The organism is Streptococcus vestibularis (assembly GCF_900636445.1).
Taxonomy (GTDB): domain Bacteria; phylum Bacillota; class Bacilli; order Lactobacillales; family Streptococcaceae; genus Streptococcus; species Streptococcus vestibularis.
Genome location: NZ_LR134275.1, coordinates 624,082 through 641,045 on the forward strand (window position 1 = coordinate 624,082; position 16,964 = coordinate 641,045).

18 protein-coding genes and 1 pseudogene are annotated in these 16,964 nt (G+C 40.1%); all 19 read left to right on the top strand.

The annotated features are described in order from the left end of the window. The first annotated feature begins 198 nt into the window (after window positions 1–198). The 19 genes and pseudogenes from argF to coaE all read left to right on the top strand — a co-directional run bounded on the left by argF (window position 199) and on the right by coaE (window position 16,955). Entirely contained in the window at window positions 199–1,179 is a 981-nt protein-coding gene (gene argF / locus EL076_RS03180; RefSeq protein ID WP_126429222.1) for an ornithine carbamoyltransferase, read from the top strand. A 68-nt stretch (window positions 1,180–1,247) separates the two neighbouring features. Next, complete coding sequence (locus EL076_RS03185) at window positions 1,248–1,478, top strand: DUF1797 family protein (protein ID WP_002885970.1); 231 nt, start codon at window positions 1,248–1,250, stop codon at window positions 1,476–1,478. 266 nt (window positions 1,479–1,744) lie between these two features. Beyond that, entirely contained in the window at window positions 1,745–2,425 is a 681-nt protein-coding gene (locus EL076_RS03190; RefSeq protein ID WP_002886081.1) for an amino acid ABC transporter permease, read from the top strand. Further along, window positions 2,425–3,159 carry an amino acid ABC transporter ATP-binding protein gene (locus EL076_RS03195; protein ID WP_003094046.1) on the top strand — a complete coding sequence of 245 codons (735 nt, stop codon included), beginning with the start codon at window positions 2,425–2,427 and terminating at the stop codon, window positions 3,157–3,159. The genes EL076_RS03190 and EL076_RS03195 overlap by 1 nt, the downstream gene beginning before the upstream one ends. A gap of 171 nt (window positions 3,160–3,330) precedes the next feature. Further along, entirely contained in the window at window positions 3,331–3,807 is a 477-nt protein-coding gene (locus EL076_RS03200; RefSeq protein WP_037599232.1) for a ferrous iron transport protein A, read from the top strand. Further along, on the top strand, window positions 3,804–5,942 hold the full coding sequence (gene feoB, locus EL076_RS03205) for a ferrous iron transport protein B (RefSeq protein ID WP_126429224.1): 2,139 nt from the start codon (window positions 3,804–3,806) through the stop codon (window positions 5,940–5,942). Before EL076_RS03200 ends, feoB begins: the two co-directional genes overlap by 4 nt. 17 nt (window positions 5,943–5,959) lie before the next feature. Continuing rightward, a complete protein-coding gene (locus EL076_RS03210) occupies window positions 5,960–6,100 on the top strand; it encodes a FeoB-associated Cys-rich membrane protein (RefSeq protein WP_126429226.1) in 141 nt (46 codons plus the stop codon). Window positions 6,101–6,247: 147 nt separating this feature from the next. After that, window positions 6,248–6,463 (top strand): hypothetical protein, encoded by a 216-nt coding sequence (locus tag EL076_RS10200; RefSeq protein WP_232009666.1) that lies wholly within the window; start codon window positions 6,248–6,250, stop codon window positions 6,461–6,463. 691 nt (window positions 6,464–7,154) lie between these two features. Further along, window positions 7,155–8,009: a bifunctional methylenetetrahydrofolate dehydrogenase/methenyltetrahydrofolate cyclohydrolase gene (locus tag EL076_RS03220; RefSeq protein WP_003093181.1), complete on the top strand. Its 855-nt coding sequence runs from the start codon at window positions 7,155–7,157 to the stop codon at window positions 8,007–8,009. A gap of 3 nt (window positions 8,010–8,012) precedes the next feature. Then, entirely contained in the window at window positions 8,013–8,849 is an 837-nt protein-coding gene (locus EL076_RS03225) for an NAD(P)H-hydrate dehydratase (protein WP_126429228.1), read from the top strand. Between the two features lie 121 nt (window positions 8,850–8,970). Then, entirely contained in the window at window positions 8,971–11,085 is a 2,115-nt protein-coding gene (gene pbp2b / locus EL076_RS03230; protein ID WP_126429230.1) for a penicillin-binding protein PBP2B, read from the top strand. A gap of 109 nt (window positions 11,086–11,194) precedes the next feature. After that, a complete protein-coding gene (recR, locus tag EL076_RS03235) occupies window positions 11,195–11,791 on the top strand; it encodes a recombination mediator RecR (RefSeq protein ID WP_003094128.1) in 597 nt (198 codons plus the stop codon). A gap of 168 nt (window positions 11,792–11,959) precedes the next feature. After that, window positions 11,960–12,433: an IS200/IS605 family transposase gene (gene tnpA, locus EL076_RS03240; protein WP_126429232.1), complete on the top strand. Its 474-nt coding sequence runs from the start codon at window positions 11,960–11,962 to the stop codon at window positions 12,431–12,433. Between the two features lie 205 nt (window positions 12,434–12,638). Further along, window positions 12,639–13,475: pseudogene (gene licT / locus EL076_RS10205) on the top strand (BglG family transcription antiterminator LicT). Between the two features lie 221 nt (window positions 13,476–13,696). Further along, window positions 13,697–14,194 carry an rRNA maturation RNase YbeY gene (gene ybeY / locus EL076_RS03255; protein ID WP_048787858.1) on the top strand — a complete coding sequence of 166 codons (498 nt, stop codon included), beginning with the start codon at window positions 13,697–13,699 and terminating at the stop codon, window positions 14,192–14,194. Beyond that, window positions 14,175–14,579, top strand: coding sequence for a diacylglycerol kinase family protein (locus EL076_RS03260; protein WP_003093800.1), 405 nt, complete (start codon window positions 14,175–14,177; stop codon window positions 14,577–14,579). Before ybeY ends, EL076_RS03260 begins: the two co-directional genes overlap by 20 nt. Window positions 14,580–14,597: 18 nt before the next feature. Further along, the gene (gene era / locus EL076_RS03265; protein ID WP_126429236.1) at window positions 14,598–15,497 is read left to right on the top strand and encodes a GTPase Era; all 900 of its coding nucleotides are present in this window, start codon (window positions 14,598–14,600) and stop codon (window positions 15,495–15,497) included. Window positions 15,498–15,543: 46 nt separating this feature from the next. Further along, entirely contained in the window at window positions 15,544–16,365 is an 822-nt protein-coding gene (mutM, locus tag EL076_RS03270; RefSeq protein ID WP_126429238.1) for a DNA-formamidopyrimidine glycosylase, read from the top strand. After that, window positions 16,362–16,955: a dephospho-CoA kinase gene (coaE, locus tag EL076_RS03275; RefSeq protein ID WP_126430139.1), complete on the top strand. Its 594-nt coding sequence runs from the start codon at window positions 16,362–16,364 to the stop codon at window positions 16,953–16,955. Before mutM ends, coaE begins: the two co-directional genes overlap by 4 nt. Window positions 16,956–16,964: the final 9 nt, after the last annotated feature.

Here is a 16,964-nt window from a genome sequence, read left to right on the forward strand (position 1 = left end):
AAAAAAACTTGGTCAAAAAAGGTCAAATCTATGACACCATTATAGCATGCAGAAGGTAGATTGCAAGTAAAAAGTATTTAGGTTTGGCACTCTCTTGACAAGAGTGCTGGTTTTGAATTTTAATTCAAAACCACTTGTATAAAATGAAAAAATATTATATAATATTTATATATTATTCAGAATGAAAGAGAGATACCTATGACACAAGCTAAATCCTTTTTAAAAGAAATCGACTTTACCAAGCAAGAACTCGAGGAGTTGATTGATTTATCCATAAAATTTAAACAGTTAAAAAAGGAAAGAATTCCGCATAAATATTTAGATGGCTTAAATATTGCCTTGATTTTTGAAAAAACATCTACAAGAACTCGCTCAGCTTTTACAGTGGCCGGTCAGGACCTAGGTATGAATGTGACCTACCTTGGTGCTGGAGACATTCAGCTGGGTAAGAAGGAATCTGTTGTTGATACGGCCAAGGTGCTTGGATCTATGTTTGATGGAATCGAATACCGTGGGTTTAAGCAAGAAGATGTCGAGGATTTGGCTAAGTACTCAGGTGTTCCGGTCTGGAATGGTTTGACGGATACCTGGCATCCAACTCAAATGATTGCGGATTTCATGACTTTGAAGGAGCGTTTTGGTAGTTTGGAAGATTTGACCATTGCCTATATTGGAGATGGTCGTAACAATATGGCTAATTCTCTCTTGGTGACATCGGCTATCTTGGGGGTTAATGTTAAGATTATTGCCCCAGAGGTGCTGCAACCCGAAGATGAGATTGTAGCCCTAGCTCAGAAACATAATAATGGTGCCGATTTAACCATTACAGATGATTTTTCAGAGGTCAAGGGAGTGGATATGCTTTATACGGATGTCTGGGTATCTATGGGTGAAGAGGTAGATTTTAAATCTCGTATTGATTTACTCTTGCCTTATCAAATTAATGCAGACCTACTAGCCAAGACAGAAAATCCAGATGTTATCGTTATGCATTGTCTCCCAGCCTTTCATGATCTCAATACCCAAATTGGAAAAGAAATCTATGACAAATATGGTTTGGCAGAGTTAGAAATTACAGATCAAGTCTTCCAAAAATACAGTGACATCATATTCCAAGAAGCTGAGAATCGTATGCATTCTATTAAGGCCATTATGTACAATTCCTTGAAAAATATTTAAAATTCCCCCATTTTTCCCATAAGTGTGATAAAATAAGTAAGAAATACACAATTAATAGGAGAAATAACATGGAATCACATTTGGTGAGAATCATTAACCGTCTTGAAATGATGGCGGCTGATGGTGGTAATTTGAAACGTAATTTTGAACGCGAAGGAGTAGTTGTTGCCGAAGTATCATTTAGTAACGATCCTGAAAATGGTCCAGTGTTCACATTGCGTGATGTTGAAGCTCGCGAGTCATACTCATTTGATAGCATCGACTTGATTGCAATGGAAATCTATGATTTGCTTTACTAATAATTAATTTGGATCCTCAGATAGGGGTCCAAAAATTCAAAATGCCTGGGACTCAATAGTTTCAGGTTTTTTTTAGGGCTAGAGTTTCAGTTTATGCTTGTTTTAATTACAAAAAATTGGAGTCACTTCAAAAGTTTTCGTAGAGTTTTTGATTGCTGTGCAATCTTTTATTTTTTATACTGAAATTCCGCATTTATAAGAAAAATACTTTATTATTATACAGTTTTCTGATATAATATTGAAGAATATTAGTAAGGAGTATCTTGATGAATTTTTCATTTCTACCACAGTTTTGGTCTTACTTTAACTATGGTGTCTTAGTAACAATTATGATTTCAGTCTGCGTGGTCTTCTTCGGAACCATCCTTGGGGTTTTGGTATCCTTGGCCAAGCGTTCTGGAATCAAACCTTTGGAGTGGTTGGTAAGCCTTTATGTTTGGGTTTTCCGTGGGACTCCTATGGTTGTGCAGATTATGATTGCTTTTAACCTCATCCACATGAATCTTCCAACTGTTCAGTTTGGGATTTTAAACCTTGATTTGTCACGTATCGTTCCAGGTATTATTGTCCTTTCTTTGAACAGTGGGGCTTATATTTCTGAGAGCGTGCGTGCAGGTATCGAGTCTATCCCTAAAGGTCAGGTTGAAGCTGCCTACTCACTTGGTATCCGTCCATGGAATACCATGCGTTATGTGGTCTTGCCTCAAGCTATTAAAAATATCTTGCCTGCCTTGGGTAACGAGTTCGTCACTATTATCAAGGATAGTTCACTTTTGCAAACTATCGGGGTTATGGAATTGTGGAATGGTGCACAAACTGTTGCAACTACAACCTACCTGACTTTGACACCGCTCTTGTTCGCAGCCTTCTATTATTTGATTGTGACAACGGCTATGACTGCACTCTTGAAACAAATGGAAAAACGACTTGGGGAGGGACGTAAATAATGGCAGAAACAATTATTGAGATTAAAAATCTCCACAAGTATTTTGGTAAAAACGAAGTTCTCAAAGGGATTGATTTAGATATTAAAAAAGGTGAAGTAGTGGTTATCATTGGTCCTTCAGGATCTGGTAAATCAACTTTCCTACGCTCAATGAACTTACTTGAAACGCCTACAAAAGGGGTAATTTCCTTTGAAGGTGTGGATATTACAGACAAGAGCAACGATATTTTTAAAATGCGTGAAAAGATGGGAATGGTTTTCCAACAGTTCAACCTCTTCCCTAATATGACAGTTAAAGAAAATATCACCTTGTCACCAATTAAGACTAAGGGTGTTTCTAAAGCTGATGCAGAAGCAAAGGCTATGGAACTTTTAGAAAAGGTTGGCTTGAAAGATAAGGCAGATGCCTACCCAACGAGTCTATCAGGTGGTCAGCAACAACGTATTGCGATTGCACGTGGTTTAGCTATGGATCCGGACGTTCTCTTGTTTGACGAACCTACATCAGCCCTTGATCCAGAAATGGTTGGTGAAGTTCTTGCAGTTATGCAAGACCTCGCTAAATCAGGGATGACAATGGCGATCGTTACCCACGAAATGGGCTTTGCCTATGAGGTAGCTGACCGTGTCATCTTTATGGATGGCGGTGTCATTGTCGAAGAAGGTACACCACAAGAGATCTTCGACAATACTAAGGAAGATCGTACCAAGGATTTCTTGAGTAAAGTTTTGTAATATATTCATTAAGTATGTATACATTGTTTGTGAAGGTTGGAACTTTTCCAGCCTTTTCTTTTTGTGTTCTGCTTTTCTAGAATCATTCTTGTTTAGGATAATATTGCGGAAAAGATGGATAAATATGCTATAATGATGCCATATCAAAAATAATAAAGTAGGTCAAGAAATATGCTCATATATGATGCGGCCTTAAAAACGCCTTACCGGATTCTTGGCATTAACCTCCCTAAGGATAGTCTTTTACACTTATCTAACCTAGGGTTGGCTGCCGGTGAAACGATTGAGGTGGTAACTAAGACCAAGAATAGTGCTATTATTATCGTTAAGGGGAGTCGCTTAGCCTTTGATGCTTCGATTCTGGATAAGATTGATTTGGCACCTGCGGAGGAAGATCAGGAAAAGATACCTCTTTCTGAATTACCAGTTGGACGTTCGGCTATTGTTACTGATATTTTTTCAGCAAATGAAACCAAACGACGTCTTATGGATATGGGAATCACAAAGCGTACTCGAGTCTTATTGCGTAAGGTAGCACCTTTGGGAGATCCTCTAGAAATTAGCTTGAGAGGGTATGAATTAACTCTACGCAAGTCGGAAGCGCAAATGATTAGTGTGGTCATGCTGGACGAGGGAGAGGAAAAATGACAGAAATTGCATTAATAGGTAATCCTAATAGTGGTAAAACCAGTTTATTCAACCTGATAACAGGGAATAATCAGCGTGTTGGTAACTGGCCGGGTGTTACTGTAGAACGAAAAAGTGGTCTGGTCAAAAAGAATAAGGATTTAGAAATTCAGGATTTACCAGGGATTTACTCAATGTCACCCTATAGCCCTGAAGAAAAGGTGGCGCGTGACTATTTGTTGAGCCAAAGGGCCGACAGTATTTTAAATGTAGCCGATGCGACAAATTTGGAGCGTAACCTTTATCTGACAACGCAGTTGATTGAGACAGGTATTCCAGTCACTTTAGCGCTTAACATGAGTGATGTTTTAGAGGCTCAGGGAAAACAGATTAATGTTGAAAAATTATCTTATCATCTAGGCGTGCCAGTAGTAGCTACTAGTGCTCTCAAGCAAACTGGTGTGGATCAGGTAGTGAAAAAGGCGTCCCATACGACGACTTCTACAGTCGGTGATATTGCCTTTCCAATTTATGATGATAAATTAGAAGCTGCCATCTCACAAATTTTGGAAGTTTTGGGAAATTCGGTGCCACAAAGGTCTGCGCGTTTTTATGCCATTAAACTCTTTGAACATGATGCTTTAGTTGAGGCTGATCTAGACTTGTCCCCATTCCAACGAAAAGAAATCAAAGATATCATTCGCATCACTGAGGAAATTTTCACAGAAGATGCGGAGTCAATTGTCATTAATGAGCGTTATGCCTTTATTGAACGTGTTTGCCAGATGGCTCAAAGTTATACAGAAGATTTTGCCCTGACCTTGTCAGATAAGATTGATAGAATTGTCACCAACCGTATTTTGGCCTTGCCAATTTTCGCAGCAGTTATGTATTTGGTTTATTTCTTATCTATTCAGACTGTTGGAACCATGTGGACAGACTGGGCTAACGATGTGCTTTTTGGTAAGTATGTTCCAGATTTGGTAACTTCTGGTCTTGACTATCTTCAAGTTCAGGACTGGCTTAAGTCTTTGATTGTTGATGGGATTGTCGCTGGGATTGGGACAGTGCTAGGCTTCCTTCCTCAAATTTTTGTGCTCTTTATCTGTTTGGGTGTGCTTGAGGACATTGGATATATGAGTCGTATTGCCTTTGTTATGGACCGTATTTTCCGTCGTTTTGGACTTTCTGGAAAATCCTTTATTCCCATGTTGATTTCGACAGGTTGTGGGGTTCCAGCGGTTATGTCTAGTCGAACCATTGAAAATGAAAGGGACCGTCGCATTACTATTATGACGGCGACCTTCATGCCGTGTTCGGCCAAGTTGGAAATTATTGCCTTGATTTCTGGAGCTTTCTTTCCTAGTAATTCTTTTGTGGCACCAAGTACCTATTTTATTGGGATGGCTGCTATTATCCTATCAGGTATTGCCCTCAAAAAGACGAGTTTTTTGGGTGGTCTAACCAGTCCGTTTATTATGGAATTGCCTGCCTACCACTGGCCTAAAGCCATGTCAGTCTTGCGTTATGCCTTTGGTAAGGCCATGAGTTTTGTCAAACGTGCGGGAACAATTATTTTCAGTTTGACTGTCCTGATTTGGTTCATGTCCAACTACAACTTTATGTTACAGACCGTTGATACGGAAATGAGTATCTTAGCGACTTTGGGTAAAGGATTGTCTTGGATTTTTGCACCTCTTGGTTTTGGAAATTGGAAGGCAACAGTTGCTGCTCTCACAGGTTTAGCAGCCAAGGAGACAGTTGTTGCCACCTTCGGAATTCTCTATCATAACAGTAGTGAATCTGGTTTGGCTACGGCTCTGCAAGCAGATTATTCTTCCTTAGCTGCCTATTCCTTCTTGATTTTTAACTTGCTTTGTGCGCCCTGTTTTGCGGCTATTGGAGCTATTAAGCGTGAAATGGCCAATCTTAAATGGACGGTTGGTGCTATCGGTTTCCAAACAGGCCTAGCTTATTGTGTGAGTTTAATCCTTTACCAGTTTGGCCAAGTTATCCTGTACGGCAAGTCAATGACAATTTGGACTTTTGTTGCTTTCTTACTTTTAGTTACTATGATTTACTTTGTTGTTCGTAAACCACGTCAGATTAAGGATCAAATCATTAGCTTGGATAATCTTCAAGAAGCCCATATTTAGGTTTAGGAGGAATTGTTATGTCTACGTTTATTATTGCCTTCATTATTTTTGCTTTGGCTGGTCTTGGTATCCGTCACTATATTAAAGGAAAAGGTTCTTGTGGCGATTGCGAGTGCTCTTGTCCGGTCAAAGAAGAAATGCATAAAGTTAATCACTAATGGAATATAAGAAAATGAGCTTTTATTTGGATAAGGGGTCATTTTTTCTTACAATTGTGAGGAATGTATAAAGGTTTCCTAAGAGAAAGTATGATATGATGACATGGAAAGAATCTAGCGTGACTTAATAAAGGCAAAATGAAAGAAATGGGTTTGAACAGAGAGATTGTCCTAATTCATGAGACCTGGTGTGCTGATAATATTTGGGGAGAATTTGCGACAGGTCTCCGTCAGATGGAGTATACGGTGCATACACCTAGCTTTCGTTACCATGACTTACCATATCAAGACTGTCTGACTAAAGTTGGTACCGTAACTTTGCAGGATTATCGAGATGATTTGGTGGCTTTGATCGAAAGTTAAAATCAGCCACCGCTTATTTTGGGACACTCTTTAGGTTGTCTGGTGGCATGATGGTTGCTGAAAAGACAGAAATTGCTGGTAGGGTTCTCATGTGACCTGCTCTGATAGCTGATATTTTTGCCTTTTATTCAACTATGCTAGCTTGTTTCGGCGAACACTTTTTCCGTTGGGGTTTTTGGAAAAAAAGCCATTCCGCCTTATAAAAAAGAATTTTTTCAAGTATTGTATGAATGAGCAGGAGGAATCTTTAAAAGAAGAAGTCTTTGCTATACTAGTGCCTGAGTCGGATATTACACTCAGATGGCCCTTCATTGATTTGATAAGACCAAGGCGGTTTACGTGAATTTTAGTAACATTTCGTGCCCTGTTTTTGTAAGAATAAGATGACTCATCCTAATATTGCTAGAAGAACAGCTAAGAACTACCGTGATTCAGTTCTTGTTTCACTAATGGGTGCAGATCACATGTATGAAAGTGGTAAATTTCAGTAAAAGACCTTAAGAGTTATTGAGGGCTGGAGTCAACAAAATGGTTTTGTAAATTAATGACGAAGAATAATCAGACGAAGTTGGGACAAATTCCCAGCTTTTTGTGTTTCATTTTAAATGTCTTTTTGAAAATTTTGAAAATTGAGTCACAAAGAGGCCTCCCTATGGTATAATTGAAAAAAAGTATGTATTGGAGAACACCCATGGCGATTATAATGGATGGTAAGGCCCTAGCTGTTAAAATGCAGGATCAATTGCAAGAAAAGGTAGCACGTCTAAAAGAAAAGGAATGGATTGTTCCAGGACTCGTGGTGATTATGGTCGGAGACAACCCTGCTAGTCAAGTTTATGTGCGTAATAAGGAACGTGCTGCTAAAAAGGCTGGTTTCCACAGTAAGACGGTCAATCTTTCTGAGAGTATCAGCGAGGAAGAATTGATTGAGGTTATTGAGAAGTACAATCAAGATCCGCTTTTCCATGGGATTTTGGTTCAATTGCCATTGCCAAATCATATTAATGAAATGCGTATCCTTTTGGCTATTGATCCTAAAAAGGATGTGGATGGTTTCCATCCTATGAATACTGGGAACCTCTGGAATGGTCGTCCTCAAATGGTACCTTGTACACCAGCGGGAATTATGGAAATCCTTCGTGAGTACAATGTTGAATTGGAAGGTAAGACAGCAGTTATCATTGGACGCAGTAATATTGTAGGTAAGCCTATGGCACAGCTTCTCTTGGAGAAAAATGCCACAGTTACTTTGACCCACTCACGTACGCCACATTTGGCTAAAGTTTGTAACAAGGCTGACGTTTTGATTGTGGCTATTGGCCGTGCAAAATTTGTAACGGAAGAATTTGTCAAAGAGGGTGCGGTTGTCATTGATGTAGGAATCAACCGCGATGAAGAAGGTAAACTCTGTGGCGATGTTGATTTTGATCAAGTGAAAGAGAAGGTTGGCATGATCACTCCTGTCCCAGGTGGTGTAGGTCCTATGACTATTACCATGCTGATGGAACAGACCTATCAAGCTGCTCTTCGTAGTTCGAAAGGATAGCTTATGAAAGTTGATGACGATTTAGTTAGGCAAGTGATAAGGCCTAGATTGAGAGAGTCTCACAAGGGCTCTTATGGTCGAGTGCTTTTGGTTGGTGGACTTTATCCTTATGGTGGTGCCATCATTATGGCTGCTATTGCCTGTGTCAACAGTGGTGCAGGTTTGGTTACAGTTGCTACAGATCGTGACAATATCACAGCCCTTCATGCTCATCTTCCTGAAGCTATGGCCTTTGACCTAAGGGAGACTGAAAGATTTCTTGATAATCTTAGGGCAGCTGATGTGGTATTAATCGGTTCTGGCCTAGGTGAGGAGGAGACGGCTGGTCGGGCTTTGGATTTGGTCTTGGCAAATATTAGGTCAAACCAGAACTTGGTTGTTGATGGTTCAGCTCTTAATCTGTTGGCACAGAAAAAAAAGAGCAGTTTGCCAGAGTGTCACCTTATACTTACTCCCCATCAAAAGGAATGGGAAAGACTGTCTGGTTTAGCTATTTCAGAGCAGTCGGTTTCCAATACTCAAAGAGCCTTAGAGGAGTTTCAAAGTGGGACAATTCTAGTTGCCAAGAGTCATAAGACAGCTGTTTATCAGGGAGCAGAAGTAGCCCATTTAGAGGTCGGTGGGCCCTATCAGGCGACTGGAGGAATGGGAGATACCTTGGCTGGTATGGTTACTGGTTTTCTTGCCCAATTTGCCTCAACTGACTCTTACAAGGCAGTCATAATTGCGACTTGGCTTCACTCAGCTATTGCGGATAATATCGCTGAAAATGCTTATGTGGTTTTGCCAACTCGCATCAGCAAGGCTATTCCTAGCTGGATGAAAAAATTGTCATTATAAATCTGAAAACATGTCTCAAATTGAGGCAAGTTTTTTAAAATTTCGATATTTTTTTAAGTTTGCTGAAGATAATTTGTGATAAAATATAAGAAAATTCTTATAAGAACATAGAGGAAACAAAGTGACATCATTTTGGGAAAAAAATAGTCAAAAATGGAAAATATGGCGTCAGAAGCGAAAAGAGAAACGAGCGAATAAACCTAGAAAGCCAGTAAACATCTCGCGTCGTGTTTACTTGCTTTTTGGTGTCGTTTTTGTTCTTTTTTTGTTACTTTTTGCGCGTTTGACCTATATGCAGGTTTATAACAAATCGTTTTATACTAAAAAATTAGAGGATAACTCCAAGTATACGGTTAGGATTGCAAGCGAACGTGGACAAATCTTTGATGCTAAAGGGGTTGCCCTCACGACTAACCAGAGTAAGGACGTTATTACCTTCACACGTAGCAATTTGGTGTCATCAGATACGATGAAGAAGGTCGCTGAAAAGTTGGCGACCATGGTGACTCTGACAGAGACCAAGGTGACCGATCGCCAGAAACGTGACTTTTATTTAGCTGATTCTGCCACTTATAAGCGTGTTGTTAATGATCTTCCAAACAACAAGAAAACAGATAAGTTTGGTAATAAATTAGCTGAAGCTACTATCTACAATAATGCTATTGATGCGGTTCCTGATGAAGCTGTTGATTATTCTGAGGACGAGCTAAAGATAGTCTACATTTATTCTCAGATGAATGCTGTTTCTAATTTCTCAACAGTCACACTGAAGACGGCGGACTTGACCCCTGATCAGATTGCGATTGTGGCAGCCAAGCAGAAGGAACTTAACGGAATTACAGTTGCTAAGGATTGGGAACGTCACACGTCTGATTCGGCCTTGTCCCCTCTTATCGGTAGGGTTTCAAGTTCAGAAGCAGGACTGCCTCAGGAGGATGCTAAGGATTATCTAAAAAAAGGATATGCCCTAAATGACCGTGTAGGTACCTCTTATTTGGAAAAAGAGTACGAGGAGAAGCTCCAAGGAAAACATACTGTTCGTGAGATTACTGTGGACAAGGAAGGTCAGGTTGATAGTGATAAAATCACTCAGAAAGGTAGCAAGGGAAACAACCTGCAGTTGACCATCGACCTTGATTTCCAAAAGGGAGTTGAAGATATCCTTGGCCAACAACTTTCTTCAGAGATTTCAGAGAATAAAGCGACTTATTCTGAAGGTATGTACGCAGTAGTTATGAATGCGGAGACTGGTGCTGTCCTTGCTATGGCAGGACAAAAACATGAGCAAGGGGCACAGGATTTTAAGGCTGATGCCTTAGGGACAATCACCGATGTCTTTATTCCAGGTTCTGTAGTTAAGGGAGCTACTTTAACCGCAGGTTGGCGCTCGGGTGCTATCTATGGGGACCAGGTATTAACTGACCAACCTATTAATATTGCTGGTTCGCCCTCAATTACCTCTTGGTTTACAGAGCAAGGTAGTCGTGCCATTACCGCAACTCAGGCCTTAGAATATTCCTCAAATACCTATATGGTACAGATTGCTATCAAACTTCTTGGGCAACAGTATGTTCCAGGGATGTCCCTGTCGACTGATAATATGGAAAAGGCGATGACGACGCTTCGTGATACCTATGCTGAATTTGGTATGGGTGTGTCTACGGGACTTGATTTACCAGGAGAATCAGAAGGTTACATTTCCAAGAATTATAATGTAGCCAATGTCTTGACAGAGGCTTTTGGACAATATGACTCTTATACAACTATCCAGTTGGCTCAGTATGTTGCCTCAATCGCAAATGGTGGAAAACGTGTAGCGCCTCACATCGTTGGAGGTATCTATGATGCTGGTGAAAATGGTAGCCTAGGAACTCTAGCTTCAACGGTAGACACACGTGTCCTTAACAACTTATCCTTAGATTCTGAGCAATTAGGGATTATCCAACAAGGGTTTAATGACGTTGTCAATTCAGGTTCTAGTCTTGCAACCGGTAAAGCCATGGCAAGTTCTATTATTCCAATTAGTGGTAAAACAGGGACAGCCGAAACTTATGCAACAGATGGTTCAGGAAATTCAGTAACGACAGTTAACCTTAATGCTGTTGCCTATGCGACAGCCAAAGATGGTACTAAGTTGGCGGTTGGGATTATGTACCCACATGCTTTAGACTGGAAGAGTAAGGCCCATCAAAATGCCGTTAAAGCTATCATGGAACTTTATCAAAATACTCACTAATAATATAAAATCTCTTGTGCCTTGCATGAGAGATTTTTCTGTGATATAGTGTTTTAGTATTTGTTCTTTAAGATATGAATTGAGAAAGATAAAAGAAATGGAGGCCTTCATGCTTTACCCTACTCCAATTGCTAAACTGATTGATAGTTTTTCAAAACTTCCAGGAATTGGGGCTAAGACGGCGACACGTCTGGCTTTCTATACTATTAACATGTCTGATGAAGATGTCAATGATTTTGCAAAAAATCTTTTAGCAGCAAAACGTGAATTGACCTATTGTTCGGTTTGTGGTCGCTTGACTGATGATGACCCATGTAATATTTGTATGGATGAAACTAGAGACCGTACTAAGATTTTAGTTGTTGAGGACTCCAAAGATGTTTCTGCTATGGAAAAGATTCAGGAATACCGAGGTCTCTACCATGTGCTTCAAGGGCTTATCTCCCCTATGAATGGTGTCGGACCAGATGATATTAATTTAAAGAGTTTGATTACCCGTCTTATGGACAGCGAGGTTGACGAGGTCATCATCGCAACTAATGCAACAGCCGATGGTGAGGCAACCTCTATGTATATTTCACGTGTCCTCAAACCTGCAGGTATCAAGGTGACCCGCCTAGCGCGTGGGTTGGCTGTTGGTTCTGACATTGAGTACGCTGATGAAGTAACCTTGCTAAGGGCCATCGAAAATCGAACAGAACTGTAGAAAAAGTGTTGGTATATCCAGCACTTTTTGTTTATTGTTTTACGAAAACCACTAGCTATGCTAGTGGTTCCGAAAAGCTTTTAGCGATGTATCAAAAAAGTCCCCCTAAAGTGTTATATTAGATAAGGTTTCCCGACCACTAACTAATATACAAAAGGAGGCCCCCTGATGAGACAGGATAATAATAGTTTAGCACATACTACATGGAATTGTAAGTATCATATTGAGTTCGCACCCAAATATCGACGTCAGATAATTTATGGAAAATACAAAGCAAGTATTGGTCAAATCTTACGTTTATTATGTGAAAGAAAAGGCGTTGAAATTCATGAAGCAGAAGCTTGCCCAGATCATATTCACATGTTGGTGAGTATACCACCGAAACTAAGTATTTCCTCATTTATGGGATATTTAAAGGGCAAAAGTAGTTTAATGATATTTGATCGACACGCTAATTTAAAGTATAAATATGGGAATCGCAAATTTTGGTGTCGAGGATTTTATGTTGATACGGTTGGACGAAATCAGAAGCGAATTGAAGAATATATTCGTAATCACTTACAAGAAGACGTGATAGCAGATCAGCTAAGTCTATTTGAGGAGTATGATCCGGTTACAGGTGAGAAGAATAAAAGAAAGTAATCTTAAAGAGACCCGCTAGACGGGTCAGCTAGCAAAGGTGGTGCTGAAGGGAAACCATTCGGTAGGCCTTTAGGCCTCGGCCGGTAGCAGAGGCTTTCAGCCGAAGAGCAAGCCACCCGTTCTCACGGGTGGTTTTGACTGTCATTAGGTTTCTCATTAAAAATTTGGTAAAACAAAAGAAAGGCTTAAATGATGAGGAATCGTGATGCAAATTGAAAAAATTTTAAATAACAATGTTGTCCAAGCTATGGATAATGATGTGGAATACATTGTTATGGGGAAGGGACTAGGCTTTCAAAAGAAGGTCGGAGAGACGGTTGATAAAGAGAAGGTTGAAAAGACTTTTGTCTTGGAAAATCCGGAGACAGTGGCCGAATGGACTCGTGCTTATGTAGATTTGCCTGATGGTGAAATGCAGGTCTTTTTGAATATCATCACTTTTGCTGAAGATGTCTTGCAGACCAAGTTTGAACCCTCTTTTTTTATCGCTCTTGCAGACCACCTTCATTATGCTATTGAACGCAGTAGAGAAGGCATATCCCTGCAAAATTCTTTGGCTTGGGAAGTTCGAAAATTTTACCCTTGGGAGTATGAAATTGGAAAACAAGCTCTTCGTTTGATTGCCAATGATTTAGAGGTTGAATTGGCAGATGATGAGCCAGCTTCTGTCGCTTTGCACTTTGTCAATGCATAAAAGGATACGGATCTCCATGAAAAAGACCGACAGATGACTCAAATTGTGGTTGGCATTAGTGAGATTGTCCGTCTTGATTTTGCTTGTGACTTGGAGCAAGATAGCTTTTCTTATAACCGTTTTATTACTTATCTTCGGTACTTAGCGCAACATATTGTGAGTGGGGTTAGTGGTGGTAAAAACGATGCTTTTCTATATGAACAAGTCAAGGTTAACTACCCAAAATCTTTTATCTGTACCCAAAAGGTCGTCACCTATATCAAGTCAAGTTATGCTTTTGAACTTAGTTTAGACGAACAGGTTTATTTGACCATTCATATTCAACGCTTTAGAGATCATATCGATTAGTAAGCGATTCTCATAGCTACTATACAAAAAGCAGACAATTAGGCTCAAGTCTGCTTTTTCTGTGCCCTTGTGATATAATGAATTGATTGATATTGTACTGAATCACTCGATGAAAGTATTGAATGTATTTTAGTATTCGTAATAAAAAGCTAATTTGTTAGGGAAAGGAAGGGAACGGCTCTGTCCTTTAAGTAGGCTAAACTGTTCCGAAAAAGCATGCTATGTACGTTGAAATGATTGATGAGACTGGACAAGTCTCAGAAGAAATAAAAAAACAAACTTTGGAATTACTTGATTTTGCAGCGCAGAAACTTGGCAAGGAAGACAAGGAAATGGCGGTTACTTTTGTAACTAACGAACGTAGTCACGAATTGAATTTGGAGTATCGTGATACGGATCGTCCAACTGATGTTATTAGTTTGGAGTATAAGCCGGAGTTAGATATTACCTTTGATGAAGAAGATTTGGCTGAAAATCCCGAATTGGCTGAAATGATGGGGGAGTTTGATAGTTATATCGGCGAACTCTTTATTTCTATTGATAAGGCTCGCGAACAAGCTGAGGAATATGGACATAGCTACGAGCGTGAGATGGGCTTTTTGGCTGTTCACGGATTTCTTCATATCAACGGGTATGATCACTACACCCCAGAAGAAGAAGCGGAAATGTTTGGATTACAGGAAGAAATTTTGACTGCTTATGGACTTACGCGACAATAACCCACAAAAAAAGTGGAAAAACAGAGAATTTACGGCCAGTTTTGAGTTTGCTCTGACAGGGATAATAACGGCCATTAAAGAAGAACGCAACATGCGTAAACATTTGGTATCAGCTATCTTAGTGGTATTGGCTGGCTTGGTTTTTCGTGTGTCTGCGACAGAATGGCTCTTTCTTCTGCAGGCAGTTTTTCTAGTAATTGCCCTAGAGATTGTTAATTCTGCCATTGAAAATGTTGTTGATTTGGCCAGTAATTATCACTTTTCGATGCTAGCTAAAAATGCTAAGGATATGGCTGCAGGAGCGGTCTTGGTTGTCTCTTGTTACGCACTCATTACTGGTATGATTGTTTTCATACCTAAGATTTGGAATTTGATTTTTAACTAAAAAATAGAAAGAAGATATATGACATTTAAATCAGGATTTGTGGCCATTCTTGGTCGACCTAATGTAGGAAAATCAACTTTTTTAAACCATGTTATGGGGCAAAAAATTGCTATCATGAGTGATAAGGCTCAAACAACCCGTAACAAAATTATGGGGATTTACACAACAGATAAAGAACAGATTGTTTTTATCGATACACCGGGTATTCACAAGCCCAAGACAGCACTTGGAGATTTCATGGTGGAGTCTGCTTATTCAACCCTTCGTGAAGTGGATACGGTCCTCTTCATGGTTCCAGCCGATGAGCCTCGTGGTAAGGGTGATGATATGATTATCGGACGTCTTAAGCAAGCCAAGGTTCCGGTTATATTGGTGGTTAATAAGATTGATAAGGTCCATCCAGACCAGCTCCTTGAGCAGATTGATGATTTCCGTAAACAAATGGATTTCAAGGAGATTATTCCAATTTCAGCTCTTCAAGGAAATAATGTTTCCCACCTTGTAGATGTTTTGAGTGATAATCTTGAGGAAGGCTTCCAGTATTTCCCATCGGATCAAATCACAGACCATCCAGAGCGTTTCTTGGTCTCTGAGATGATTCGAGAAAAAGTCCTACAGTTGACGCGTGAAGAAATTCCTCACTCAGTTGCTGTTGTCATTGATTCTATGAAACGTGATGAAGAGACTGATAAGGTTCACATTCGTGCGACTATCATGGTTGAGCGTGATAGCCAAAAAGGTATTGTCATCGGTAAAAAGGGTGCTATGCTCAAGAAAATTGGTACTCTTGCTCGTAAAGATATTGAGCTCATGCTTGGGGACAAGGTCTTCCTTGAAACTTGGGTGAAGGTTAAGAAAAATTGGCGGGATAAAAAACTTGATTTGGCCGATTTTGGTTATAATGAAAAAGAATACTAAGAAAAGCTGGGCATTTGCTCGGCTTTCTTGCTAGAAGGAGGGGCAGATGCCTGAGTTACCTGAGGTAGAAACTGTTAGACGAGGGTTAGAAAGATTGGTAGTAGGACGGACTATTTTGTCACTTGAAGTTAAGGTCCCGAAAATGATCAAGACATCATACGATAGCTTTTTGCATGATTTGCCTGGCCAGATGATTCAAGTCATGCGACGTAGAGGTAAGTACTTGATTTTTGACTTTGGACAATTGATTATGATTTCCCACTTGCGTATGGAGGGGAAATACCTGCTGTTCACAGACCAGGTTCCTACCAACAAACACTTTCACTTATTTTTTAAGTTAGATGATGGCTCTACACTTGTCTATCAGGATGTTCGCAAGTTTGGGACTTTTGATTTATTGGATAGGAAACAGGAAGAGGTCTATTTTATACGGAAAAAACTTGGCCCTGAGCCCACCAAGAAGACCTTTAAATATGCACCTTTTGAGAGAGCCTTAATGCATTCTGCCAAGCCTATTAAGCCCTTACTCTTGGAGCAGAAATTAGTGGCCGGTCTAGGAAATATCTACGTTGATGAGGTGCTTTGGGCGGCCAAGGTTCATCCTGAGACACCAGCAAATAAACTTAGCAAGGCAGCCATGAAACGAGTTCATGATCAAACGATTGCCATATTACAGTTGGGAATTGAAAAAGGTGGTTCCACTATAAGGACCTATCGTAATGCACTTGGTGAGGATGGGACTATGCAGAACTATCTACAGGTTTACGGAAAGACAGGGCAACCTTGTCCACGTTGTGCAAGCACGATTGAGAAAATCAGGTTAGGAGGAAGAGGAACGCATTTGTGTCCTCATTGTCAAAAACGATGATTATAGGATTAACAGGAGGCATTGCTTCAGGAAAATCAACCGTTGTTGAAATGATTAAAGAGGTAGGTTACAAGGTCATTGATGCCGATCAACTGGTGCACGATATGCAGGCCAAAGGGGGCAGGTTGTATCGAGCCTTGCATGATTGGTTGGGAGAGGATATTCTTCTTTCTGATGGAGAATTAAATCGTCCTAAGTTAGGGAAATTAATCTTTTCAAGTGAAGAGATGCGGCATCAATCTGCTGAAATTCAGGGAAAAATTATCCGAGAAGAGTTGGCAGTCAAAAGAGATTGCTTGGCCAAGGAAGAGGACGTCTTTTTTATGGATATTCCCTTACTGATTGAAAATGATTATCAGGATTGGTTTGATCAGATTTGGTTGGTGGCGGTGTCACCTGAGGTCCAGCGCCAACGCTTGATGAAAAGGAATCACTTAAGTGCTGAGGAAGCAGGCATGCGTATTGCTAGTCAAATGCCTTTAGCTGAAAAACTGCCCTATGCTAGTTTAGTTATTGACAACAACGGGAGCATCGATGATTTGAAGAAGAAGGTGAAGAGTGCCATAAAAGATTTAGCTAACCTCGTATAGTTAGTCATT